Here is a 22,756-nt window from a genome sequence, read left to right as displayed (position 1 = left end):
CAAAATCCTAAATCCGGCCTTTTACTATATCGTTCTTATTCGCTGTTGATTACTATATTGCCCCTCAGGTCGAAGGAGTCAGTGAGGCCACCAAAAGGACAAGGGGGAGTATGATTTCAATTTTGCTTGCAGACGATCACCCAGCAATTTGCTTTGCATTAAAGGTCCTGCTGGAGAAGCACGGAGATGCGATCGTCACTACCTCTACAGGTGAGAAACTGCTGCCCCAGCTGTACCAGCAGCGTCCGGATCTCTTAATTCTGGATCTCGAACTTAAGCACGCCGATGGCCTCGACCTGCTGCCCCGAATTAAACAACACTTCCCGGATCTTAAAATCCTGGTCTTTACCAGCCAGTCAGCAGGTTTATATGCGCTGAGAACGCTCCAGGCCGGGGCGCAGGGGTTTATCAATAAAAATATGCCGCTGGAAAACGTTGAGCCACTGTGCCGGCTCATTATGGCGGGCTATCAATGTTTTCCCGAAGGGACGCTGTTCAAAGCCGCCAGCGTCAATGAAAAAAGCGCTGCGTCTGAATCACTCTCAAGCCGCTTCTCGGATCGCGAAATTGCCGTTCTTAATTATCTGAAACAGGGCAAGAGTAACAAAGAGATTGCCGATCTCCTGATGCTCAGCAATAAAACCATTAGCACCTATAAAACCCGGATGCTGCAAAAATGTGGCTGCGACGATCTCAACCAGCTTATTTCGCTGATTTTCAGAGAATCTGATAATGAGAATACTTAGCGGACTGCTGCTGTTACTCGTCGCTTTTATGACGCAAGGTGCAACGGCGCATGAATCCCTTAAGCTTCTCTCCCGAAGCATGGAGACGATTGCCGACCCGGGACTCAGCGCAAGCGAATGGCGCTGGCTGCGCGAACACCGCAAGATCCGCCTGGCCGTCTGGCTGCCGATGTCGCCGCCCTATGACATTACCACCGGCCTGAATGATTACGGCGGCATCAATGCCGATTTCATCGGTCTGGCGGCGGATAATCTAGGCGTCGAAATAGAAGTTATGCGCTACCCAAACTATCACGCTGCGCTGGAAGCGTTACGCACAGGGGAAGCAGATTTCATCGCGCAGGCCAGCGACAACCAGCATAATCAGGGGCTGATACTGAGCCATCCATACAGCCCAAATGCTGCCGTTGAAGTGGTCAATAACGAAGCCACGCAGGATGATGCGGTCAGAAAGATTGCCATCGCGCCGGGCTACGATCCTCAACGCGTCCTGCAGCGCTACCCGAACGCGGAGATCGTCCCTTTCTATTCACCGCGCCACGCGCTGGAAGCACTCGCGTTTCGAAAAATCGACCTTTTCTTTTGCGATGGCGTCACCGCCCGCTATCTGGTGAACCAGTCCAACATCAGCAACTTACTCATACGCCCTCTCGACGCCTCCTTTCCCGTTTCAGGATTTTCCTTTGCGGCAATGCCAAAGATGCAAATGTGGATCGCGGTGCTGAATAACTTTCTGGCCGCGTTACCGGACAGTGCGAGCGTAGAGATACACCGCCGGTGGAATGGCGGTATTCCGCTTTCCCTTAGCGAGCAGAAACCGGTCTTTACCTCGCTGGAGAATAAATGGATTGATGAACACAAACGTATACGGGTGGCAGTGGCCGAGGATAACCCACCGATTGCCTATTTTGATGAAGGCGGCCAGATGCGCGGTATCATTGCCGACGTCCTGACCGCGTTACAGCTTCGCACCGGGTTTACCTTTGTTATTCAGCGTTTTCCTACCCAAAGGGCGGCCCTGGCGTCGGTGAAAGCGGGAAAATCGGACCTGGTTGCAGGCGTGACGCAGGGGGATATCTGGCGCACTGATTTACTCACCACCCGTACCTGGCTCTATAACTCCTGGGTGATGGTCGGACAAGCGCATTCTGCGCCGGGCGCGGTGAGTCCTGGCGTACTCAGCCTGGATGGGCAGTCGCCAGAAGAGTGGTTACGTAAGCAGAGCGGGGGCCAGACGGAAAAGGTCGACACCTGGCGACAGGGGCTTAACCGCATTGTTGAGAGTAACGACAGGATGATGGCCATGCCGCTGATCGTCGCCAATACTTTCCTGGCGAATAAAGAGTATGCCGCGCTCCGTATTCTGGGAAGCATCGACATCGATCCGATGCGATTCTCGTTCGGGGCGTCCCGCCAGTCCTGGCCCTTAATGACCATTCTTAATAAAGCGCTCATTAATATTCCGCCCGAGGATCTCCATGCCCTGACCCGTGGCGGAAATGCCGGTAACAGCTTCACGTCGACCGGACCGAAACAGGTCGCGCTGATCACGGTAGTGACCGTCGGACTGGCTATCACGCTTCTTCTCTGTCTCGCCGCCGCCTGGGGCTATCGTCGCCATCTGCGCTATCGGCAGCGAATGCTGAAAATCATTTCGGCCCAGCGACAATCCAGAAATCTTGCGCATCGCGCCAGCCGTGCGAAAAGCATGTTTCTGACAACCATGAGCCACGAGATACGCACGCCGATCGGCGCGATCATGGGGATGCTGGAACTCGTCATGAAACGCCCTGGCGATACCCAGCAGAATCGCCAGTCAGTGCAGGTAGCGTGGGATGCCGCCCAGGCCCTGCTGCTTTTGATAGGCAACATACTCGACGTGTCGCGGATCGAATCTGGCCGCCTGGTGCTTCGCCCCGAGCGTTCTTCGCTGCGCAAGCTGATTGAGGAGCCCGCGATGTTGTTCGAGGGCATGGCGGCGCAAAAAGGGCTGACCTTCGTGCTGGAACGTGATGCCGAGCTGCGGGAGGACGTATTGGTCGATCGCAGCCGTTTCAGGCAGATTTTGGTCAACATCGTCGGAAACGCGATCAAATTCACCGAACGCGGACAGATAACGCTGAGCGTGCAGCTCGACGGACGTGACGAGGGCTATCTGCTGTTGCGTATAACGGTTGTCGATACCGGCGAAGGTATCGACGAGGCCACCCAACAGCGGCTGTTCCAACCCTTCGCTCAGGGAAACACCCCTAACGTTGCACAGGGAAGCGGGCTGGGCCTGTATATCTGCCGCACGTTAACAATGATGATGGGCGGCAGTTTAGCGATTCACAGCGAGCCTGGACTTGGAACGACGGTCACGGTCTCCCTCAAGCTGCCGGCGATGGCGGAACGCCAGGATGTTCCTGATATACAGTCCGCGTCCCCGCTTTTTCGCCCCTCCCTGCGCGTTTTGATTGTCGATGATAATCCCGTGGGCAGAATGGTACTCAGCCAGCAGCTGAGCTGGCTCGGTCATCGCGCGATCGGCGCCGAAAGCTCAGCCTCTGCGCTGGAAGCGCTAAAGCATGCGCAGCCTGATGCGGTGATCACCGATTGCAATATGCCCGGCATGAGTGGGTTTGAGCTGGCGCAGATAATCCATACGCATTACCCGGACATTGCGGTCTTTGGCGCGACCGCTGACGCACGGGAAATTGTCCGTGAAATGGCAAGAGAAGCCGGTATGCGCCACTGTCTGTTTAAGCCGGTCACGCTCACTGTGCTTGCGGAACTGCTGGCTCCCCTGAAGGGATCTGCCCCGGATGCCGAGGAGCCACAAGGCTCATTGGCGTGTAACCTGCCGCCCGAGTTGCTGGAAGGAGATAACCTGCCCCTGTTTCTTTCGCTCCAGATCGCGGTCATTGATGAATCCCTTACCCACTTGCGCGCCTGGCTCGTCGCGCCGGAAACCGCTCTGCGTGAGACGTTGCACAAGCTGCGCGGCGGACTCGCGTTACTTAGCGTGCCCGCGTTGGTCGCCCGCTGTGAAGCACAGGAAGATAACCCGGACCGCGACGGCATTCACCAGCTGTTAGCTGAGCTTGAGCAGCTACGGGCCGCGCTACAGCGTTGGTACGATTCAGGACGACAACCTTAATCCACGTCCTACACGCGTTGAGGACGCGTCTGCATCGTTTTGGCTATCGGCGTTGCAGTACTCTTTTGTCCACAGGAGATTGCCGGAGCATCTGCTCAGGCAAAACATCAACAAAGGAGAAAGACCATGAAGAAATTCGTTTCCGTTCTGTCTGTCGTTGCAGCTGTTGGTATGTTTGCTACAGCATCAGCGCACGCCGCTGAAAGCTGTGCGGCAAAAAGCGCTGCGCTGGAAAAAGAGATCAAAATTGCCCAGCAATATGGCAATACCTACAAAGTGAACGGCCTGAAAAAAGCGCTGGCAGAAGTCAAAGCCCACTGTACTAACGCAAGCGTTCTGGCTGATGCCCAGAAAGACGTGCGCAAGCTGGAGAAAAAACTGGCAGAAAAACGTGGCGACGTTGCTGAAGTTCAGGCCGATCTGGCAGAAGCTAAAGCGAAGGGTGATGCCAAGAAGATCGCCAAGTATCAGAAAAAACTGGCAGAAAAACAGGCGGATCTGCGTGAAATTCAGCAAGAGCTGAACCAGGCTCGCGCCGAGCTGGCTGCTCTTAACAAATAAGCCATCGCGAGCTTAATCGTGGGCAGCAAAAGCTGCCCACGATGCTGACGCAAAGATGCAGATTCACCCTGGAATTCGAGTGATAGTGCTGTTACTGACAGCAAACGCTGCGTCTGCAAATGAGAAGACATGGGTTATTCTTAATAACGACTATAAAGGCTCAATCTTTCTTGATTTTCAATCCGATAAACCCTGCCTGACGCGTCCTCTTCTTGAAGAGTGGGGCGTTAAATCCTCCGTACTTGACAGGCTTCGCTGGGATACCTGGGGGTGTCTGAGCGCCGACTCGGCGAACGCCTTCGACCTCCAGTTCTGGTACCGTCCGGATGCCAACCTGCTCACGCTTTTATTTCCCCAGGAGGCGTTTAATCCGCAACAAAACGGGGTCAGTACCAGCCGCTGGGATGATGGAATGAATGCCCTGTTTGTTAACTACCGGCTGGACGTCAATAACCAACGTGCGCAGTACCGTTGGGATACGCCGGGCACCGATGCAACGCTCGTGCTGGAAAACGGCCTTAACGTCGGGCCATGGCGCATGCGCTACCAGAATACCTTCTGGCGAGAGGCAGACCGCCAGCACGGCTCTTACAGTAATTCAGCCTCTGTCTGGCGCAGTATCACGTCTATGCGATCCCGGCTTAACCTTGGCGACGGTTACACCTCATCGAACCTGTTCGACAGCATGTCCTATCGGGGGATGTCCCTTGCCAGCGATGAGGCGATGTTCCCGGATAGCTGGCGGCCCTATTCACCGCTGATTAACGGCTATGCGCGCAGCGAAGCGGAAGTCACCCTTCGTCAGAACGGCGAGCGCGTCTATCGCATTCACGTCCCACCGGGGCCTTTTGTTATCCGTGATTTTTATCCGCCAGATTCCCAGGGCAACCTTGAGCTGACGATTCAGGAGAGCGACGGGAGCGAGCGTACCCGGTCAATTCCGTACTCGATCATGCCCAATCTGGTGCAGTACAAAATGTTCAGTTACGAGCTGGTCGCAGGGCGGTATAAACCCTTTCACGGCGTGGAGCTGGATAGAGATCGTTTCTGGCAGAGCACGCTCTCCTGGGGCGTCGCCCCGCGCGCTACCATATTTGGGGGCGTACAGCAGGGCGAGAATTACTTCAGTCATGTTGCGGGATTGGGCGGCAATATGGGCAAATGGGGAGCGTTGTCAGCCGATGTACGTAACGCCCATTACAGCCAGCAGGGCAACGCGCTCAGCGGCAGCGTCGGGCGATTGCGTTACGCAAAAACATTTTTTCAAACCGAAACCAGCCTCAACGCCCAACTCCAATGGTACCCGCGCGGTAGCCAGTATCGTTCGCTTGAGGAGCGGTTAAACCGCGCCTCGCTGCTGGCCTGGGGTGTAGATGATGACACCACCCAGCGTGCACTTGAGGGCCAGATTGAGCTGACGCAAAACTTCGACGAAAACTCGAGTCTGAGCCTCTCGTGGCGCTGGCTAAAATCACGCGCTCGCGAGGCGGGCAGCAACAGCCTCACCCTGAGCCTGGACGCCAGCTGGCGGGACGTCGATTTGTCGCTGTATGGCAGCTATGACCGCTACGGCGACTATGTACCGGAATCGACGCTGGGGTTTAACATCAGCATCCCCTTCAGCATTGGAAGCCATTTTACCAATGTGGCATGGGTTTCCGACCTCGCCAGCCGAAACAAGAATACCCATGGAATCAACATCAATGGCTCGCTGCTGGATGATTACAGCCTGCGCTATGACGTGACGGCGGAGCATAGCGAACACGGGAACGATGCCCTGAAAAGCAGTATCGGCTATCAGTACAACAGCGGAGAACTGAACGTCAGTATGGCCCGCAGCGGCAGGCAGCGTGATTATCATGGTGACGTCAGCGGCAGCGTGCTGTTATATCAGGAGGGTGTTGTCCTGGGCCAGACGCTGGGAAGTACTGCGGCATTGGTGCAGGTGCCTGGTTCGGCGAAGATTGGGTTTTATAACCAGTTCGGTTCAACCACCAACGCGGATGGCGATCTGCTGGTGAGTTACCTCACGCCCTGGCGAGTAAACCGCATCACGGTTGACAGTTTAAGCCTGCCTGAAGGGACAGATATGGAGGTGAATGAGCTGGAGACCGTACCTACCGACGGCGCGATTGTTAATCTGCGTTTCATGAAACCGGAAAAGACCCCGTTTCGCTGACGGGATGATGGCGCAACGCCACGGTGCCCGGCGATCCCTCAGCCTCCGGGGAGGCTGAGGGCCAGTGCATCAGGCTTCAATGTCCGCCATATCGCCTTTCTCCTGCAGCCAGTTACGTCGGTCTTCCGAACGCTTCTTGGCAAGGAGCATATCCATCATGGCGTTGGTCTGCTGTTCGTCTTCGTCGCTGATGGTCAGCTGAACCAGACGGCGGGTGTTTGGATCCAGCGTTGTTTCACGCAGCTGCATCGGGTTCATCTCGCCCAGCCCTTTAAAGCGCTGTACGTTCGGTTTGCCCTTCTTGCGCTTCAGCTGCTCCAGCACGCCCGCCTTCTCTTCTTCCGTCAGCGCGTAATAGACCTCTTTACCGAGATCGATACGGTACAGCGGCGGCAGCGCCACGTGGACGTGGCCGTTTTTCACCAGCGTGCGGAAGTGCTTCACAAACAGCGCGCACAGCAGCGTGGCGATGTGCAGGCCATCGGAGTCCGCATCCGCAAGGATACAGATCTTGCCGTAGCGCAGCTGGCTCAGATCGTCGCTGTCCGGATCGATACCGATCGCCACCGAGATATCATGCACCTCCTGCGAGGCCAGCACTTCATCAGACGAGACTTCCCAGGTGTTCAGGATCTTACCCTTGAGCGGCATGATCGCCTGATACTCACGATCGCGCGCCTGCTTGGCCGATCCGCCCGCCGAGTCACCTTCCACGAGGAACAGCTCGGTACGGTTGAGATCCTGCGCGGTACAGTCTGCCAGCTTGCCCGGCAGCGCAGGGCCGCTGGTCAGCTTTTTACGCACCACTTTCTTGGCGGCACGCAGACGGCGCTGGGCGCTGGAGATCGCCATTTCGGCCAGCATTTCTGCTGCCTGCACGTTCTGGTTCAGCCATAGGGTAAACGCGTCTTTCACCACGCCGGAAACGAACGCCGCGCACTGGCGTGACGACAGGCGCTCTTTGGTCTGCCCGGCAAACTGCGGGTCCTGCATCTTCACGGAGAGGACGTAGGCGCAGCGGTCCCAGATGTCTTCTGCCGACAGCTTCACGCCGCGCGGCAGGATGTTGCGGTATTCGCAGAACTCGCGCATCGCGTCCAGCAGCCCCTGACGCAGGCCATTGACGTGAGTACCGCCGAGCATGGTTGGGATCAGGTTGACGTAGCTCTCGGTCAGCAGCTCGCCGCCTTCCGGCAGCCACAGCAGCGCCCAGTCCACGGCTTCGGTATCGCCGCTAAAGTTCCCGACGAACGGTTTTTCCGGCAGCGTCGGCAGGCCGTTTACCGCTTCGCACAGATAGTCGTTCAGACCGTCGGCGTAGCACCAGGTTTGTTCGGTGTTGTTAACGTGGTCTTTAAAGGTGATTTCCACGCCCGGACACAGCACCGCTTTGGCTTTCAGCAGGTGCGTGAGGCGAGAAACCGAAAAGCGCGGGCTATCGAAGAAGCTCTCGTCAGGCCAGAAGTGGACGCTGGTGCCGGTGTTGCGTTTACCGCACGTGCCGACAACCTGCAGATCCTGCACTTTATCGCCGTTTTCAAACGCGATGTTGTACACCTGCCCGTCGCGTCGAACGTTCACTTCCACGCGTTTAGACAGGGCGTTCACCACGGAAATACCCACCCCGTGCAGGCCACCGGAGAACTGGTAGTTCTTGTTGGAGAACTTACCGCCCGCGTGCAGACGACAGAGGATCAGCTCAACGGCAGGCACACCCTCTTCCGGGTGGATATCCACGGGCATGCCGCGCCCGTCGTCGATGACTTCCAGCGACTGATCGGCGTGCAGAATGACGTCAACGCGTTTGGCATGGCCTGCCAGCGCTTCGTCCACACTGTTATCAATAACTTCCTGGCCCAGGTGGTTTGGGCGCGTCGTATCGGTGTACATCCCCGGGCGGCGGCGAACCGGCTCAAGCCCGGTGAGTACCTCAATGGCATCAGCGTTATAGGTTTGCGTCATGATTTAAACTAGCAATTCGCATTGATTGTCAGTGGCTGTGCAGTCCAAGAAAATCGACAATCTGGGTGAAATGATCCTCAAAGCCCGTGAAAGCATGATTTCCGCCCTCTTCTATAGTCTGGCGGCAGGATGCGTAATACGCCACTGCCTGGCGGTAATCCAGCACTTCATCACCCGTTTGCTGCAGCAGCCAGATAAGATCGGGCGCTTCAAGCGGGTCTACCTGCATAACTTTGAGATCGTAAATATGGCGTGACTCTAGCACATATTGCTGTCCGGTGTAGGGGTTCTCGTTTTGCCCGAGAAAGTCGCGTAACAGCTCAAAAGGACGTACCGCCGGGTTAACCACGACGGCGGGCAACATAAAGCATTGCGATAGCCAGGTGGCGTAGTATCCGCCCAGCGACGAGCCGACCACGCCAAATGATTCGCCGCCGTGTTCCAGCACGATTGATTCCAGCATCTCCGCCGCATCCGCCGGGTAAGGCGGCAGCTGCGGAACAATCATCTCAACGTCTGGATGATGCTCGCTCAGCCAGTGGCGAAACTGCGTCGCTTTCGCGGAACGCGGCGAGCTGTTAAACCCGTGAAGATAAAGAAGCGTAGACATCAATAGCCTTCTGAAGCGGTGTCAGGACGGAATTTGGCGCCGGACAGGCGGCAGACTTCCGTCGTCAGCGTGCCGTCGGCATGCAGATCCAGCCAGCGCCAGCCCGGTGCAATGGTGTCCAGGGTGAAGTTGGCGCAGTGCGGCTTGAACTGCACGCAGGTGGACGGCGTTGCCAGCATTCTGCGGCCATTCCAGTCGAGATCCTGTTCCTGATGAATGTGCCCGCACAGCAGGTTTTGCACCCGGGGGAAATTCACCAGCACGCTATCCAGCGCCGCAGAGTTGCGCAGGCTATGCTGATCGAGCCAGCTACAGCCAGCCGGTAAGGGATGATGATGAAGCAACAGCAGCGTGTTTCGCTCCGGCTCGGCGGCCAGTTTAGCCTCAAGCCAGTCGAGCTGAAACTCGCTCAGTTCACCGTGCGGTACGCCAAATACCTGGCTGTCGAGCAGCAGGATTTGCCAGTTATCACCCGCGAACACGCACTTCGCCGGCGAGATCCCCGCCTCATGGAGTGCGCTAAACATCGCAGGCTGGAAGTCATGATTGCCCGGCAGCCAGACGCAAGGCACGCTGAAGCTCGCGATACCTTCAGCAAAATGCTGGTAGGCCGCGGAGGACTGATCCTGCGCCAGATCGCCCGTTGCGACAATCAGATCGCAGGCACGATTTTCGGCATGGATCGCGCTTAGTACCGCCTGATAGCTCTCCCAGGTGTTCACGCCCAGCAGAGTTTCATGCTTTTCGGCAAACAGGTGGGTATCGGTGATTTGTAATATCCTGACTGGCGCCCCACCAGCAACAGTCAGGTTCAACAGGCTTTCCAAATGGTGTCCTTAGGTAGGTTTATGACGCTAACAAACCGGAATCGCCATTGCTCCATGTGCTAAACAATATCTTAGCCAGTCGGCTAAAAACTGGTTAATTTGATGCTTTTCGTCGCGTTGATGCAACTTTTTATTCGGATAATCATACCGCGCTTTGAAGCGAAAGATCTGCTGACTTGAACACACTTCAGCGACCATCGCGTCGTGGTAGAGACGCACCGTCATCGACGGCAGGCTCCAGTAGCTAATGCTGGGTGCCGTTTGCTCAATTTCTACCAACGTCGTGTAGCGCGTTGATTCTGCTATCGTTAATCGATACTGTGCGTTGCTCACCTGATAGCTTACCGTTTCGCCGGGTGCGTCATTTCGCGGCAGCAGGCGGCGCAGCTGGGCGAAATTGGTTTCGCACAGGCGCATCATTTCTGGGAAGTCAGGCGTATAGCGCTTCATTTTTTCCACTCGTTTCGTAATGCCTCATAGTGCAGCTGCAGCCATTGCAGGGCGATGACAGACGCTGCGTTGTCGATTTTCCCCTCTTCTACCCACTGGTAAGCCTGCTCCCGGCTTACCACATGAACCCGAATATCTTCGTTTTCATCAGCCAGACCGTGAATGCCTTCCGCGGTCGTGGCGTCCACTTCACCCACCATAATAGACAAGCGCTCGCTGGTGCCGCCCGGGCTTGCCAGGTAGCTCAGCACCGGCTTCGTGCGGCCGACCACCAGACCCGCCTCTTCCAGCGCCTCACGGCGGGCAACGTCTTCGACCGACTCACCCTCTTCGATCATCCCGGCTACCATCTCCAGTAACCACGGGGTGTCGCTGACGTCGTATGCGGCAATCCTAATCTGCTCTACAAGCACAACTTCATCGCGCACTGGGTCAAAGGGTAGCAAGACTGCAGCGTGCCCGCGCTCAAAAATTTCACGGCGGATTTCACCGCTCATCTCACCGTTGAACAGGCGATGCCTGAAACGGTAAAGATCCATTGAAAAAAAACCGCTATAAAGCGTTTCTCGTGCAATAATTTCTACATCGTTTTTGGCGAATGTCACTGGCAACTTTTCTGGTTTTTCCATGGGTCGAGTCCTGGTAGCAATGGTGATGAAATTGTGAATTTCAAGGCTGTTTGGCTGCCGTTTCAAAGGCTATATGGTAGATTGGTGCAAATTACCGCCAGATGGCACGTAACGCCAACCTTTTGGTGTGGATGATTCTGTTAGAATCGGCAATTATTTTTAATTAGATCAGCGCTAATACTGCTTCACAACAAGGAATGCAAATGAAGAAATTGCTCCCCATCCTTATCGGCCTGAGCCTGACGGGCTTCAGTGCAATGAGCCAGGCAGAGAACCTGCTACAGGTCTACCAGCAGGCACGTCTGGGCAACCCTGATTTACGTAAGTCAGCGGCCGATCGTGATGCTGCGTTTGAAAAGATTAACGAAGCACGTAGTCCACTGCTGCCGCAGTTGGGCTTAGGTGCAGACTACACCTACAGCAACGGTTTCCGCGACTCCAATGGCATTAACTCCAACGCCACCAGCGCATCGCTGCAGTTGACCCAGACCCTGTTTGATATGTCCAAATGGCGTGCCCTGACCCTGCAGGAAAAGAGCGCAGGCATTCAGGATGTGACCTATCAGACCGATCAGCAGACGTTGATTCTGAACACCGCGACAGCATACTTCAACGTGCTGAGCGCGATTGACGCGCTCTCCTACACCGAAGCGCAGAAACAGGCAATTTATCGTCAGTTGGATCAAACCACCCAGCGTTTCAACGTGGGCCTGGTCGCCATCACTGACGTACAGAACGCCCGTTCACAGTACGATACCGTTCTGGCAAATGAAGTGACCGCGCGTAACAACCTCGACAACGCGCTGGAATCACTGCGTCAGGTCACCGGTAACTATTATCCTGAGCTGGCTTCTTTGAACGTAGACAGCTTTAAAACCGATAAGCCACAGGCCGTTAATGCCCTGCTGAAAGAAGCGGAAAACCGCAACCTGGCATTACTGCAGGCACGTCTGAGCCAGGATCTGGCCCGCGAGCAGATTCGCCAGGCGCAGGACGGTCATCTGCCAACCCTGAGCCTCAGCGCGTCTACCGGCGTATCTGATACCACCTACAGCGGTTCTAAAACCAATACTGCCCAGTATGACGACAGCAACCAGGGGCAAAATAAAGTGGGCCTGAGCTTCTCTCTGCCGCTGTATCAGGGCGGTCAGGTAAACTCTCAGGTCAAACAGGCGCAATATAACTTTGTTGGCGCAAGCGAACAGCTGGAGAGCGCGCACCGTAACGTGGTGCAGACCGTGCGTTCTTCCTTCAACAACGTGAACGCGTCCATCAGCAGCATTAACGCCTATAAACAGGCCGTTGTGTCTGCTCAGAGCTCCCTGGACGCAATGGAAGCAGGCTACTCCGTCGGTACGCGTACCATCGTTGACGTGTTAGACGCAACGACCACGCTGTACAACGCCAAGCAGCAGCTCTCCAGCGCCCGTTACCAGTACCTGATTAACCAGCTGAACATCAAGCAGGCGCTCGGTACCCTGAACGAGCAGGATCTGCAGTCGCTGAACAGCGCGCTGGGCAAACCGGTATCAACGTCACCTGAAAGCGTTGCGCCGGAGAACCCACAGCAGACCGCCGCCGTAGATAACTTTAACGGTGAAAACAGCGCGCCAGCAGCACAGCCTGCTACGGCACGTACAACCGCACCTGCCAGCAGCGGTAACAATCCGTTCCGTAACTAAGCATTGCCCTCCCTCTCCTTCGGGAGAGGGAACCCCTATCACATCCAAACGTAAGCCAACGTAAAGATCCCCCTTAATCCCCCTCTTCGCTTCATTTTCAACCACTCATCCTCTATCCTGAGCGTTATTACCACTGGGTCCTGGAAGACAAAGATGAAACGGACAAAAACGATTAATCACGCCTCGTTCCGCAAAAGCTGGAACGCGCGCCACCTCACTCCTGTTGCCTTTGCGATCACGGCTGTTTTTATGCTGGCAGGCTGTGAGCAAAGCGACGAAACGGTCTCGATGTATCAGAACGCCGACGACTGCTCTACCGCCACCGGCAAAGCCGCTGAGTGTACGACTGCCTATAACAACGCCCTGAAAGAAGCGGAACGCACCGCGCCGAAATACGCCTCGCGCGAAGACTGTGTCGCTGAATTCGGCGAAGGCCAGTGCCAGCAGGCACCTGCTCAGGCAGGCGTGGCGCCAGAAAACCAGGCGCAGGCGCAGTCCAGCGGCAGCTTCTGGATGCCGCTGATGGCAGGCTACATGATGGGCCGTATGATGAGCGGCGGCGCGGGCTACCAGCAGCAGCCGCTGTTTAGCTCCAAAAACCCAAACAGCCCGGCATACGGTAAATACACCGATGCCAGCGGTAAAAACTACGGCGCAGCAACGCCTGGCCGCACCACGACCGTACCACAAACGGCGATGGCGCCAAAGCCGGCGACTACCAGCACCATTACCCGCGGCGGCTTCGGCGAGTCTGTGGCAAAACAGACCACCATGCAGCGTAGCGCGACCGGCTCTTCAACTCGCTCTATGGGCGGCTGATCATGGAACGAGTCAGTATTGTTGAGCGCCCGGACTGGCGCGAAAAAGCCACCGAATACGGTTTTAACTTCCATACCATGTACGGCGAGCCGTACTGGTGTGAAGATGCTTACTACAAGCTCACCCTTGCCCAGGTTGAAAAACTGGAAGAGGTTACCGCTGAGCTGCACCAGATGTGCCTGAAGGTTGTCGAGAAGGTTATCGACAGCGATGCGCTGATGACCAAATTCCGCATCCCGAAACACACCTGGAGCTTTGTGCGCCAGTCGTGGAAAACCAGCCAGCCGTCGCTCTATTCGCGTCTCGATCTGGCATGGGACGGCGTGGGTGAACCTAAGCTTCTGGAAAATAACGCCGATACGCCAACGTCCCTGTACGAAGCCGCGTTCTTCCAGTGGATCTGGCTGGAAGACCAGGTCAATGCCGGAAACCTGCCGCAAGGCAGTGACCAGTTCAACAGCCTGCAGGAAAAGCTGATTGAGCGTTTCGCCGAACTGCGTGAACAGCACGGTTTCAACCTGCTGCACCTTGCCTGCTGCCGCGACACGGAAGAAGACCGTGGAACGGTGCAGTATCTGCAGGACTGCGCGGCCGAAGCGGAAGTGGCGACAGAGTTCCTCTACATCGAGGACATTGGCCTGGGCGAAAAAGGTCAGTTTACCGACACTCAGGACCAGGTGATCAGCAACCTGTTTAAGCTCTACCCGTGGGAATACATGCTGCGCGAGATGTTCTCCACCAAGCTGGAAGATGCGGGCGTGCGCTGGCTGGAGCCGGCCTGGAAGAGCATTATCTCCAATAAAGCCCTGCTGCCGATGCTGTGGGAGATGTTCCCGAACCATCCGAACCTGCTGCCTGCTTACTTTGCGGAAGATGATTTCCCGCCGATGGAGAAATACGTCGTTAAGCCGATCTTCTCTCGCGAAGGGGCAAACGTCTCGATTATCGAAAACGGTAAAACGCTGGAAGCGGTCGAAGGGCCTTATGGCGAGGAAGGGATGATCGTCCAGGCGTTCTATCAACTGCCGAAGTTTGGTGACAGCTATACGCTGATTGGCAGCTGGCTCATCAACGACCAGCCTGCCGGGATTGGCATTCGCGAAGATCGCGCGCTGATCACCCAGGATCTGTCACGATTCTATCCGCATATTTTCGTAGAGTAAGATCTGCCGGGTGGCGGCTTCGCCTGACCCGGCCTACGGTTTTGTAGGCCCGGTCAGCGTAGCGTCACCGGGCATGTTTTCACCCCACCTGCACTGACAACATACTCAAGCTGCCCATCTCAATTCCGTCGACCGGAATAGTGATCTGCTCCCGGCCATCCCATGCGCCCAGGACATACAGCAGCGGCAGGAAGTGTTCCGGCGTTGGGTTAGAGAGCGAACCGCCTTCATGATCAAGATAGTTCACCAGCGGATGCTGCTCGCTCGGCCCCTGCCAGGTCAGATTATCTTTAACGTAGTCGTTAAAGGATGTTGCCCACGGGTACGGCGTGTTCTCCCCGTGCCAGCGCGCCGTACGCAGGTTATGCACCACGTTACCGCTGGCAATCAGCATGATGCCTTCATCGCGCAGCGCCGCCAGCTTACGCCCCATCTCCATGTGCCAGGCTGCCGGCTTGGTGCTGTCGATACTCAACTGCACCATCGGGATATCAGCATCCGGGTACATCTTGATCAGCACGCCCCACGAGCCGTGATCAAATCCCCAGGCTTCTTTATCCAGCGTAACGGGGACAGGCGCCAGCAGATCCACCAGCTTCTGTGCAAGCTCGGGCGAGCCCGGTGCCGGATAGTGCGTGTCATACAGCGCCTGCGGGAAGCCGCCAAAATCATGAATCGTTTTTGGTTCTTCCATAGCCGTCACGCCCGTTCCACGGGTAAACCAGTGCGCGGACACCACCACGATCGCCTTCGGACGCGGCAACGTCTCGCCCAGATGACGCCATGCGCGGGTATAGACGTTATCTTCCAGAACGTTCATTGGGCTACCGTGGCCTAAAAACAGCGCTGGCATACGAGATGAAGACATGATGATATCCTTACAGAAGGTGTCAATTTGATGGTTCTACAGTACGCGCAATCTGGTCAGGATGAACGCAGATAAGCGTGAAGATCATCTTCAGAAATTTTGAATATCAGGAACAGCGTAAGGAGAGATAAATGTCAGTCCCCTTGATTCTGACAATACTTGCGGGAGCGGCCACCTTTATCGGCGCGCTGCTCGGCGTGCTGGGGCAAAAGCCGTCTAACCGCGTGCTGGCCTTCTCACTGGGCTTTGCTGCAGGCATTATGCTGCTTATCTCACTGATGGAGATGCTCCCTGCCGCGCTGGGCACCGAGGGCATGTCGCCCATTCTGGGCTACGGCATGTTTGTATTGGGCCTGCTGGGCTACTTTGCGCTCGACCGCATGCTGCCCCATGCCCATCCGCAGGATTTAATGCATAAGAGCGTTACCCCCATGCCGCGTAATATCAAGCGCACGGCAATCCTGCTGACGCTGGGTATCAGTTTGCACAACTTCCCCGAAGGCGTGGCCACCTACGTAACGGCCAGCAGCAACCTGGAGATGGGCCTTGGGATCGCCCTGGCGGTGGCGTTACATAATATTCCTGAAGGACTGGCCGTTGCCGGGCCGGTCTATGCTGCGACAGGTTCAAAACGTACCGCAGTCTTCTGGGCGGGCATATCCGGGATAGCCGAAATTCTCGGTGGTGTGCTGGCGTGGCTGATCCTTGGCAGCCTGGTCTCTCCGGTCGTGATGGCAGCCATTATGGCGGCGGTAGCCGGAATTATGGTTGCCCTCTCGGTGGATGAACTCATGCCGCTGGCGAAAGAGATCGATCCAAACAATAACCCGAGCTATGGCGTACTGTGCGGGATGTCGGTGATGGGATTAAGCCTGGTGTTGCTGCAAACTGCCGGGATAGGTTAAAAGATTGTCGCCTCCGTTTTACACGGAGGCACCCATCTCGTTCATTTAATGTTATCGATATTGATTATCGCAGTTGATATCTCTTAGACAAAAGTAAAGTAATTTACTTTATATTATTACCCACTATACAATCGCCCATTCCTGAGGGTAACCCTGCGCGCTGGATAGCAAATATCAAACGCTTACAATAATTAAAAGTTATAATTTAATAGAAACTTAAAATAAGTTTAAGCCACATTAATCGCATCCCACTCCGCCAAACCGTATACTTTTCCCGTATTCTGAAAATTAATATTCAGATTATGAATTCATTTGAAAAAGGATATTTTCATGTATATGGGTAAAAAAGTACTGTTAGCGGTTGCGATGGCAGCCATCGTATCGGGTTCTGCTTTTGCTGACGACCAGGGTTCAGGCAAAATCAAATTCAAAGGTGTGGTTATTGATGCCCCTTGCAGTATTGCACCAGACAGCGTTGATAAAGAAGTGGATCTGGGTGAAGTGACTACTGCAGTCATCAATGCCAACAAAAAGTCTACGCCTGTCGCGGTAGATATCAACCTGGAGAACTGCCAGCTTGACGATCCGGCTGACGAAACAGATACGCCAATTACCAAAGTCGATGTGACCTTCACTAGTGCGGCAACTGACGCAACTGACACCAGCCTGATGAGCAACACCTATGCAAGCGGTGCTCAGAACGTTGGCGTTCGTCTGCTGGATAACGCAGAAGCTAACATCACGCTGGGTGCGGCTAATGAAATTGCACTGCTGGCAGGTTCAACCACTCAGACTCTGCACTTCAAAGCGTTAATGGAAGTTGCGACCGGTAAAACGGCAACCGCGGGTCAGGTTGAAGCAACCGCAAACTATGTTCTGATGTACAAATAATTACCTCACTTCACGGTATAAACCGGCTGACATTAAATGCCAGCCGGCATTCTATATCTTTTTTTGAGTAACAGGACGATGACATATAAATTACAATGGATAATTATCATTACGTCCCTGTTAATGACGAAAATTGCTTCCTCTACTGAATTTAACATTAACGCAATAGATAAAGATCAGCGTGATAGCGTCGATTTATCACTGTTTAAAGATCAAATCTCCGTTACGCCGGGCAACTATTTTGTTACCGTCTCAATTAATGATATCCCGCTGGCAAATGGTTGGCAGCTTCGTTGGCGACAGATAAAAAATAGCGTCCAGGTCTGTATTCCACCCGAGCTGGCCGATACTTTTGCTCTGCAGGACAACATCCGTAGCGCATTGCCTGAAAAAGACGGGTACGTCGATTTTGCATCCAGACCGGATATAAAGTTTAACTTCGAGCAATCCAGCCAGACGCTGAAGGTCACCGTACCTCAGGCCTGGTTACAGTACCGTGCTGCCGACTGGATGCCGCCCTCAACCTGGGACAACGGCGTGCCCGGCGTCCTGCTGGATTACAATCTTTTTGCCAGCCATTACCAGCCGAATAACGGCAGCAGCACGGATAACGCCAACACCTACGGCACCGCCGGTGCGAATATGGGCGCATGGCGGCTGCGCAGCGATTACCAGTACACGCAAACCCATACTGACGCAGGCTCACAAAACGACGGACGCTTTTCGCGCGTCTATATGTTCCGCCCATTCCCCTCTCTGGGTGCAAAACTTACGCTGGGCGAAACGGATTTCCAGTCCGCTATTTTTGATGCCTTTACCTATACCGGCGCCTCCCTGATCAGCGATGAGCGTATGTTGCCCTGGTCGCTACGCGGCTACGCGCCACAAATTACCGGCATCGCGCAAACAAACGCCACGGTCACCGTCAGCCTCGCCGATCGCGTTATTTATCAAAGCAAAGTCCCGCCAGGGCCGTTTGTTATTCAGGATCTAAATCAGTCGGTACAGGGCACGCTGGACGTCAAAGTCACAGAAGAAGACGGGCGCGTGAGCACCTTCCAGGTGTCGGCGGAATCGGTGCCTTTCTTAACGCGCAAGGGACAGGTACGCTATAAACTCGCAACGGGGAAGGCGCGCAAAGACGCCTCCCATGATGTTGAAGACAACGCGTTCATGAGCGGGGAATTCTCCTGGGGCATGCTGTCGCAAACCTCCCTCTACGGTGGGACCCTTGCCGACGGAGACCATTACCGGTCCGTCGCCGCCGGGATCGGGCAGAACATGGAATATCTGGGGGCGCTCTCGTTTGATTTCACCCAGGCCACCAGCCAATTGCCGCATCAGAATAGCCAGACGGGCTACAGCTACCGCTTTAACTACAGCAAACGTTTCGATACCACGGGCAGCCAGCTTACGCTCGCCAGCTACCGCTATTCCGATCCGCAGTTCCTGAGCTATGCCCGTTTCCTGGATTATGACAACAACGATCGACAGTCTGAAAAACAGACGTTGAGCGTCACGGCCAGCCAGTATATTTCGGCGCTATCGCTAAACCTGTATGTGAACATGCTGCGTCAGACCTGGTGGAATGATTCGCCTTCCACCACGGGCAGCGTGACGGCTGGCTACAACTTTGATATTGGCCGCTGGAAAAACCTGGGCGTAACCCTGTCCTGGAGCAAGACGCATTACGAAGATGAGGACGATGATACGCAGTTCTATGTCTCATTGAGCGTGCCTCTGGACCCCGACCATCGTCTCAACTACGACCTGCACAACAGCGACACGGTGACGCAGAAAGTGTCGTGGTATGACACATCCGATCGCAACAACACCTGGGGCGTTTCGGCGGGTACGGAAAGTGAGAAACCGAACTCCGGCGCGCAGTTCAGCGGTAATTACCAACACTATTCTACCTTTGGCGATCTGAATCTCTCCGGAAGTTATAAGGCCGACGAATACAACTCTCTCAGCGCCAGCTGGAACGGCTCATTCACCTCAACAGCGAAAGGCGCCGCCCTGCATCGCCGGAGCTACGGTAACGAACCGCGCGTGATGGTCAGCACCGACGGCGTGGGCAACATTCCCTTAAATATGGCCCGGGATGAAACCAACCGTTTTGGCATTGGCGTTTTACCCTCTTTTTCCAGCTACTCCCCCGCCAGCGTGCAGGTCAATATGAATAACCTGCCTGATGGCGTGGACGTGGACAACCGCGTCGTCACCTCAACATGGACAGAGGGGGCTATCGGATACCGTCAGATTGCCACCCGCGCGGGCAAGGATATTTCGGGCGTTTTACGCACTCCAACAGGCACACCAGCGCTCGGTGCGGTTGTTCGCCTGCAGGAAAGCGATCGGCAAATTGGGATGGTGGCCGACGATGGCCACGTCTGGCTGGGTGCCGTAGAGCCAGAACAACACTATCGCGTGACGTGGGGTGACAATCAGCAGTGTCACTTCACGCTACCTTCACACCTTGAAAACAGTATGCAGTTGATACTGCCATGTCAGTAAGAAACCATGATGAAACTCACCCCACTGAAGAATCTGTGCCTGTTGTTAATCGGTGCCGCATTCACCACTCACGCAGCCGTTAACCTGGACCGCACGCGGATTGTTTTTCCAGAAAGCGATAAGGCCAGCAGCCTGAAAGTTGATAATCAAAGTAAGGCACAGCCTTATCTGGCCCTTTCATGGATTGAAGATGAAAACGGGCGCAAAGATGACACGCACTTTATGGCGCTTCCGCCTATTCAGCGCATTGAAGCCGGATCAGCGTCTCAGGTCAGGATAGTTAAGCAAGCGGCCACCAGCCAGTTGCCGAAAGACAGGGAATCGCTCTTTTATTTCAACCTGCGCGAAGTGCCCCCCAAAAGCACCAGCGCCAGCGATGAACGCAGCGTCATGCAGGTGGCGATGCAGAGCCGCATCAAGCTGTTCTGGCGTCCTAAATCCATCACCAAAAAGCCTGGCGAGCTGGCGGAAATGCGCATGGAGGTTTCAGCCAATGCGAAAGGGCTGACCGTGCACAACCCTACGCCCTATTACATCACCCTGGCGTGGCTCAGCAAGAATGCGAAATCCATGCTGCCGGGCTTCGACAGCCTGATGATTGCGCCTTTCGCGACGGCAACGACCTCTACCGGTGATTATCACGGTAGCTATTACAGCATCGGTTATATCGACGATTACGGTGCGCTGAAAAAAGTCGACGCGCAGTGCGCCGGAACGGCTCAATGCACGCTTACCGAACGGAAGATCGATAAAGATGCGAAAGCTCACTAAGGTACTTCTTATTCTGCTGGTTTCTGTACTGCCTTTAAAAGAGGCGCTGGCGCTCGACTGCTATCTGGGTGGCTCTGGCGGTCCCGTTGAAGAGACCAAAACCATCACGCCTTTTGCTATCCCTAGTAACGCGCAGGTGGGTCAAAAAATTTGGGAGTCGGATGACATCAAAATTCCGGTGACCTGCAACCACAACGTTGTCGGTGATTTTGAACCGGAGGATGTCTATGCCTGGGTAAACCCTTACCCTGCTGCCTCAGATCCTTATTACGAACTTGGTGTGACCTACGAGGGGATGGATTACGATGCAACAGGCCAGCCCAACGGCGTTGATACACACCAGTGTCTGGATAACGATAACATCCTGATCTATACCCCCGCTCAGATCCGGCAAATGGGGTGGGAAAACCTCATCTGCTCCGGCAACCCGGATGATATCCATACCTCACGGGTATTTGTGGCCCGATTGCGCCTGTTTGTAAAAATTAAGGCAATTCCCCCACATGGCTATGTCAGCTCGCTCGGCGATTACATCGTTGTGCAGTTCGATGGCAAGGGCGGGGTTAACCAAATGGCCGACGCAAAGAACCTCAAATACCATATTAACGGCCTGCAAAACATTACCGTGCTGGACTGCGGGGCAACGTTCAGCATATACCCGGAAAACCAGGAGATTGATTTTGGTACCTTTAGCGCACGGGATATTGTGAATCAGCAGAAGCGTACCCGCACGTTCTCGGTGAGAACAACCAAAGTGCAGGATGCGCAATGTTCGGATGGATTTAAAATGGATTCATCGTTCTACACCACAGAATCACTGAGTGCTGACGATACGGCATTATTGATCGGCAATGGGCTGAAGCTGCGGATCCTCAATGGTACAGAGCCTTATACCTTCAACCACTATGAAGAGTATGCTGATTTCACGGGCAGTACGCTGCAATACAATCAGACGTACACGGCTGAGCTATCGCCCGTGGAGGGAAAAGCCATCCAGTCAGGCCCGTTCGAAACGGTCGTGCTGTTTAAAATTAACTACCACTAGAAACAAAAAAGCCGGGTTTCCCCGGCTTTTTCACATCAGCGCTTTCAGCTGGCTTTGCGCTCGTGCGCCTGGCGGTATTCCACCAGATCTTCAATCGTCACGACCGGCATGTTGTGCAGACGGGCAAAGGTGACGCATTCTGGCGCGCGCGCCATGGTGCCATCATCATTGGTCAGTTCACACAGTACGCCAGCGGGCTTGAAGCCTGCCAGCGTTACCAGATCGATGGTCGCTTCGGTGTGGCCACCGCGGGTCAGCACGCCGCCCGCCTGCGCACGCAGTGGGAAAACGTGGCCAGGACGATGCAGATCGGATGGCTTCGCGCCGTCAGCAATGGCTGCACGCACGGTAGTCAGACGATCAGCCGCAGACACGCCGGTGGTCACGCCGTGCGCCGCTTCGATGGTCACGGTAAAGCCGGTACCAAAGGCGCTGGTGTTGTTCTCAACCATCATCGGCAGATCGAGCTGTTTACGACGGTCTTCATTAATACACAGGCATACGATGCCGCTGCCGTGACGGATGGTCAGCGCCATCTGCTCAACGGTCATGTTTTCGGCGGCGAAAATCATGTCGCCTTCGTTTTCACGGTTTTCATCGTCGAGCACCATCACGCCGCGGCCTTCGCGCAGCGCATCAAGTGCATGTTCAACACGTTCAGTTGAAGTGCCAAAAGAGGAAAGTAGCGTCTGATTCATGGTAAAAAAACCTCATTAACATTATGGTTACCAGAATCAGGGCAGTCTTAGGAGCGCCGTATAAGCGGCAAAAAGATAACGTGAGCGGGCCCTAGCCCGACTGGATCGTTACTCTCTCCCATCCGGACTCTAACCGTCGGCCCCGGAATTACACCGGATCTGCTGACCTTTGAGAATTCACCCAAAGCGCTCGCGGGCTTTCAGCGTTAAGCTGATTTACCGCCGGTGGGGAATTTCGCCCCGCCCTGAGAATAAGCGAGATAACTATAACGCTATTGATTACCCTGGGCAATG

The 22,756-nt window shown here is 55.0% G+C and carries 19 protein-coding genes and 1 riboswitch; of the genes, 12 read left to right on the top strand and 7 right to left on the bottom strand.

The features are described 5' to 3' along the window. Positions 1 to 110 precede the first annotated feature (110 nt). The 4 genes from E0L20_RS08005 to E0L20_RS07990 all read left to right on the top strand — a co-directional run bounded on the left by E0L20_RS08005 (position 111) and on the right by E0L20_RS07990 (position 6,625). The gene (locus tag E0L20_RS08005) at positions 111 to 746 is read left to right on the top strand and encodes a response regulator transcription factor (RefSeq protein ID WP_131633496.1); all 636 of its coding nucleotides are present in this window, start codon (positions 111 to 113) and stop codon (positions 744 to 746) included. Then, positions 733 to 3,885, top strand: coding sequence for an ATP-binding protein (locus E0L20_RS08000; protein WP_131633495.1), 3,153 nt, complete (start codon positions 733 to 735; stop codon positions 3,883 to 3,885). The genes E0L20_RS08005 and E0L20_RS08000 overlap by 14 nt, the downstream gene beginning before the upstream one ends. 126 nt (positions 3,886 to 4,011) lie before the next feature. After that, on the top strand, positions 4,012 to 4,446 hold the full coding sequence (locus E0L20_RS07995) for a DUF1090 domain-containing protein (protein WP_131633494.1): 435 nt from the start codon (positions 4,012 to 4,014) through the stop codon (positions 4,444 to 4,446). Positions 4,447 to 4,525: 79 nt separating this feature from the next. Continuing rightward, positions 4,526 to 6,625, top strand: coding sequence for a fimbria/pilus outer membrane usher protein (locus tag E0L20_RS07990; RefSeq protein WP_242673394.1), 2,100 nt, complete (start codon positions 4,526 to 4,528; stop codon positions 6,623 to 6,625). 69 nt (positions 6,626 to 6,694) lie between these two features. Here the strand turns inward: E0L20_RS07990 and parE are convergent, their stop codons facing one another. From parE to nudF, 5 genes are read right to left on the bottom strand one after another with little or no spacing between them, the layout of a single operon-like run. Next, positions 6,695 to 8,587, bottom strand: coding sequence for a DNA topoisomerase IV subunit B (gene parE / locus E0L20_RS07985; protein WP_131633492.1), 1,893 nt, complete (start codon positions 8,585 to 8,587; stop codon positions 6,695 to 6,697). Positions 8,588 to 8,615: 28 nt separating this feature from the next. Then, a complete protein-coding gene (yqiA, locus tag E0L20_RS07980) occupies positions 8,616 to 9,197 on the bottom strand; it encodes an esterase YqiA (RefSeq protein WP_131633491.1) in 582 nt (193 codons plus the stop codon). Continuing rightward, positions 9,197 to 10,024, bottom strand: a complete 828-nt coding sequence (gene cpdA / locus E0L20_RS07975) for a 3',5'-cyclic-AMP phosphodiesterase (protein WP_131633490.1) — start codon at positions 10,022 to 10,024, stop codon at positions 9,197 to 9,199. Before cpdA ends, yqiA begins: the two co-directional genes overlap by 1 nt. Positions 10,025 to 10,051: 27 nt before the next feature. After that, positions 10,052 to 10,474 (bottom strand): DUF1249 family protein, encoded by a 423-nt coding sequence (locus tag E0L20_RS07970; protein WP_045330081.1) that lies wholly within the window; start codon positions 10,472 to 10,474, stop codon positions 10,052 to 10,054. Continuing rightward, complete coding sequence (gene nudF, locus E0L20_RS07965; RefSeq protein WP_131633489.1) at positions 10,471 to 11,103, bottom strand: ADP-ribose diphosphatase; 633 nt, start codon at positions 11,101 to 11,103, stop codon at positions 10,471 to 10,473. Before nudF ends, E0L20_RS07970 begins: the two co-directional genes overlap by 4 nt. Before the next feature lie 203 nt (positions 11,104 to 11,306). Here nudF and tolC point away from each other — a divergent pair, with 203 nt between their 5' ends. The 3 genes from tolC to E0L20_RS07950 all read left to right on the top strand — a co-directional run bounded on the left by tolC (position 11,307) and on the right by E0L20_RS07950 (position 14,767). Continuing rightward, on the top strand, positions 11,307 to 12,785 hold the full coding sequence (tolC, locus tag E0L20_RS07960) for an outer membrane channel protein TolC (RefSeq protein WP_131633488.1): 1,479 nt from the start codon (positions 11,307 to 11,309) through the stop codon (positions 12,783 to 12,785). A 153-nt stretch (positions 12,786 to 12,938) separates the two neighbouring features. Then, on the top strand, positions 12,939 to 13,604 hold the full coding sequence (locus tag E0L20_RS07955; protein ID WP_131633487.1) for a DUF1190 family protein: 666 nt from the start codon (positions 12,939 to 12,941) through the stop codon (positions 13,602 to 13,604). Positions 13,605 to 13,606: 2 nt separating this feature from the next. Beyond that, the gene (locus E0L20_RS07950) at positions 13,607 to 14,767 is read left to right on the top strand and encodes a glutathionylspermidine synthase family protein (RefSeq protein WP_131633486.1); all 1,161 of its coding nucleotides are present in this window, start codon (positions 13,607 to 13,609) and stop codon (positions 14,765 to 14,767) included. Between the two features lie 79 nt (positions 14,768 to 14,846). Here E0L20_RS07950 and ygiD read toward each other — a convergent pair whose 3' ends face one another. Beyond that, positions 14,847 to 15,635, bottom strand: a complete 789-nt coding sequence (gene ygiD, locus E0L20_RS07945) for a 4,5-DOPA-extradiol-dioxygenase (RefSeq protein WP_131633485.1) — start codon at positions 15,633 to 15,635, stop codon at positions 14,847 to 14,849. 131 nt (positions 15,636 to 15,766) lie between these two features. Between ygiD and zupT the strand changes: the two genes are divergently transcribed. The 5 genes from zupT (at position 15,767) to E0L20_RS07920 (ending at position 21,764) form a co-directional block, all read left to right on the top strand. Further along, the gene (gene zupT, locus E0L20_RS07940; protein WP_131633484.1) at positions 15,767 to 16,540 is read left to right on the top strand and encodes a zinc transporter ZupT; all 774 of its coding nucleotides are present in this window, start codon (positions 15,767 to 15,769) and stop codon (positions 16,538 to 16,540) included. A 330-nt stretch (positions 16,541 to 16,870) separates the two neighbouring features. Further along, positions 16,871 to 17,431 (top strand): fimbrial protein, encoded by a 561-nt coding sequence (locus E0L20_RS07935; RefSeq protein ID WP_131633483.1) that lies wholly within the window; start codon positions 16,871 to 16,873, stop codon positions 17,429 to 17,431. A gap of 78 nt (positions 17,432 to 17,509) precedes the next feature. Further along, positions 17,510 to 19,948, top strand: a complete 2,439-nt coding sequence (locus E0L20_RS07930) for a fimbria/pilus outer membrane usher protein (RefSeq protein ID WP_131633482.1) — start codon at positions 17,510 to 17,512, stop codon at positions 19,946 to 19,948. A 9-nt stretch (positions 19,949 to 19,957) separates the two neighbouring features. After that, positions 19,958 to 20,719 carry a fimbrial biogenesis chaperone gene (locus E0L20_RS07925; RefSeq protein WP_131633844.1) on the top strand — a complete coding sequence of 254 codons (762 nt, stop codon included), beginning with the start codon at positions 19,958 to 19,960 and terminating at the stop codon, positions 20,717 to 20,719. Further along, entirely contained in the window at positions 20,703 to 21,764 is a 1,062-nt protein-coding gene (locus E0L20_RS07920) for a type 1 fimbrial protein (protein WP_131633481.1), read from the top strand. Before E0L20_RS07925 ends, E0L20_RS07920 begins: the two co-directional genes overlap by 17 nt. A gap of 44 nt (positions 21,765 to 21,808) precedes the next feature. Here E0L20_RS07920 and ribB read toward each other — a convergent pair whose 3' ends face one another. Further along, positions 21,809 to 22,462, bottom strand: a complete 654-nt coding sequence (gene ribB, locus E0L20_RS07915) for a 3,4-dihydroxy-2-butanone-4-phosphate synthase (RefSeq protein WP_131633480.1) — start codon at positions 22,460 to 22,462, stop codon at positions 21,809 to 21,811. A 106-nt stretch (positions 22,463 to 22,568) separates the two neighbouring features. Further along, positions 22,569 to 22,719: riboswitch (FMN riboswitch) on the bottom strand. Positions 22,720 to 22,756: the final 37 nt, after the last annotated feature.

Origin of the sequence: Enterobacter wuhouensis, from assembly GCF_004331265.1 — a bacterium.
Taxonomy (GTDB): Bacteria; Pseudomonadota; Gammaproteobacteria; order Enterobacterales; family Enterobacteriaceae; genus Enterobacter; species Enterobacter wuhouensis.
The sequence above is the reverse complement of the archived record's forward strand: the minus strand, read 5'-3'. Positions and strand labels throughout refer to the sequence as shown.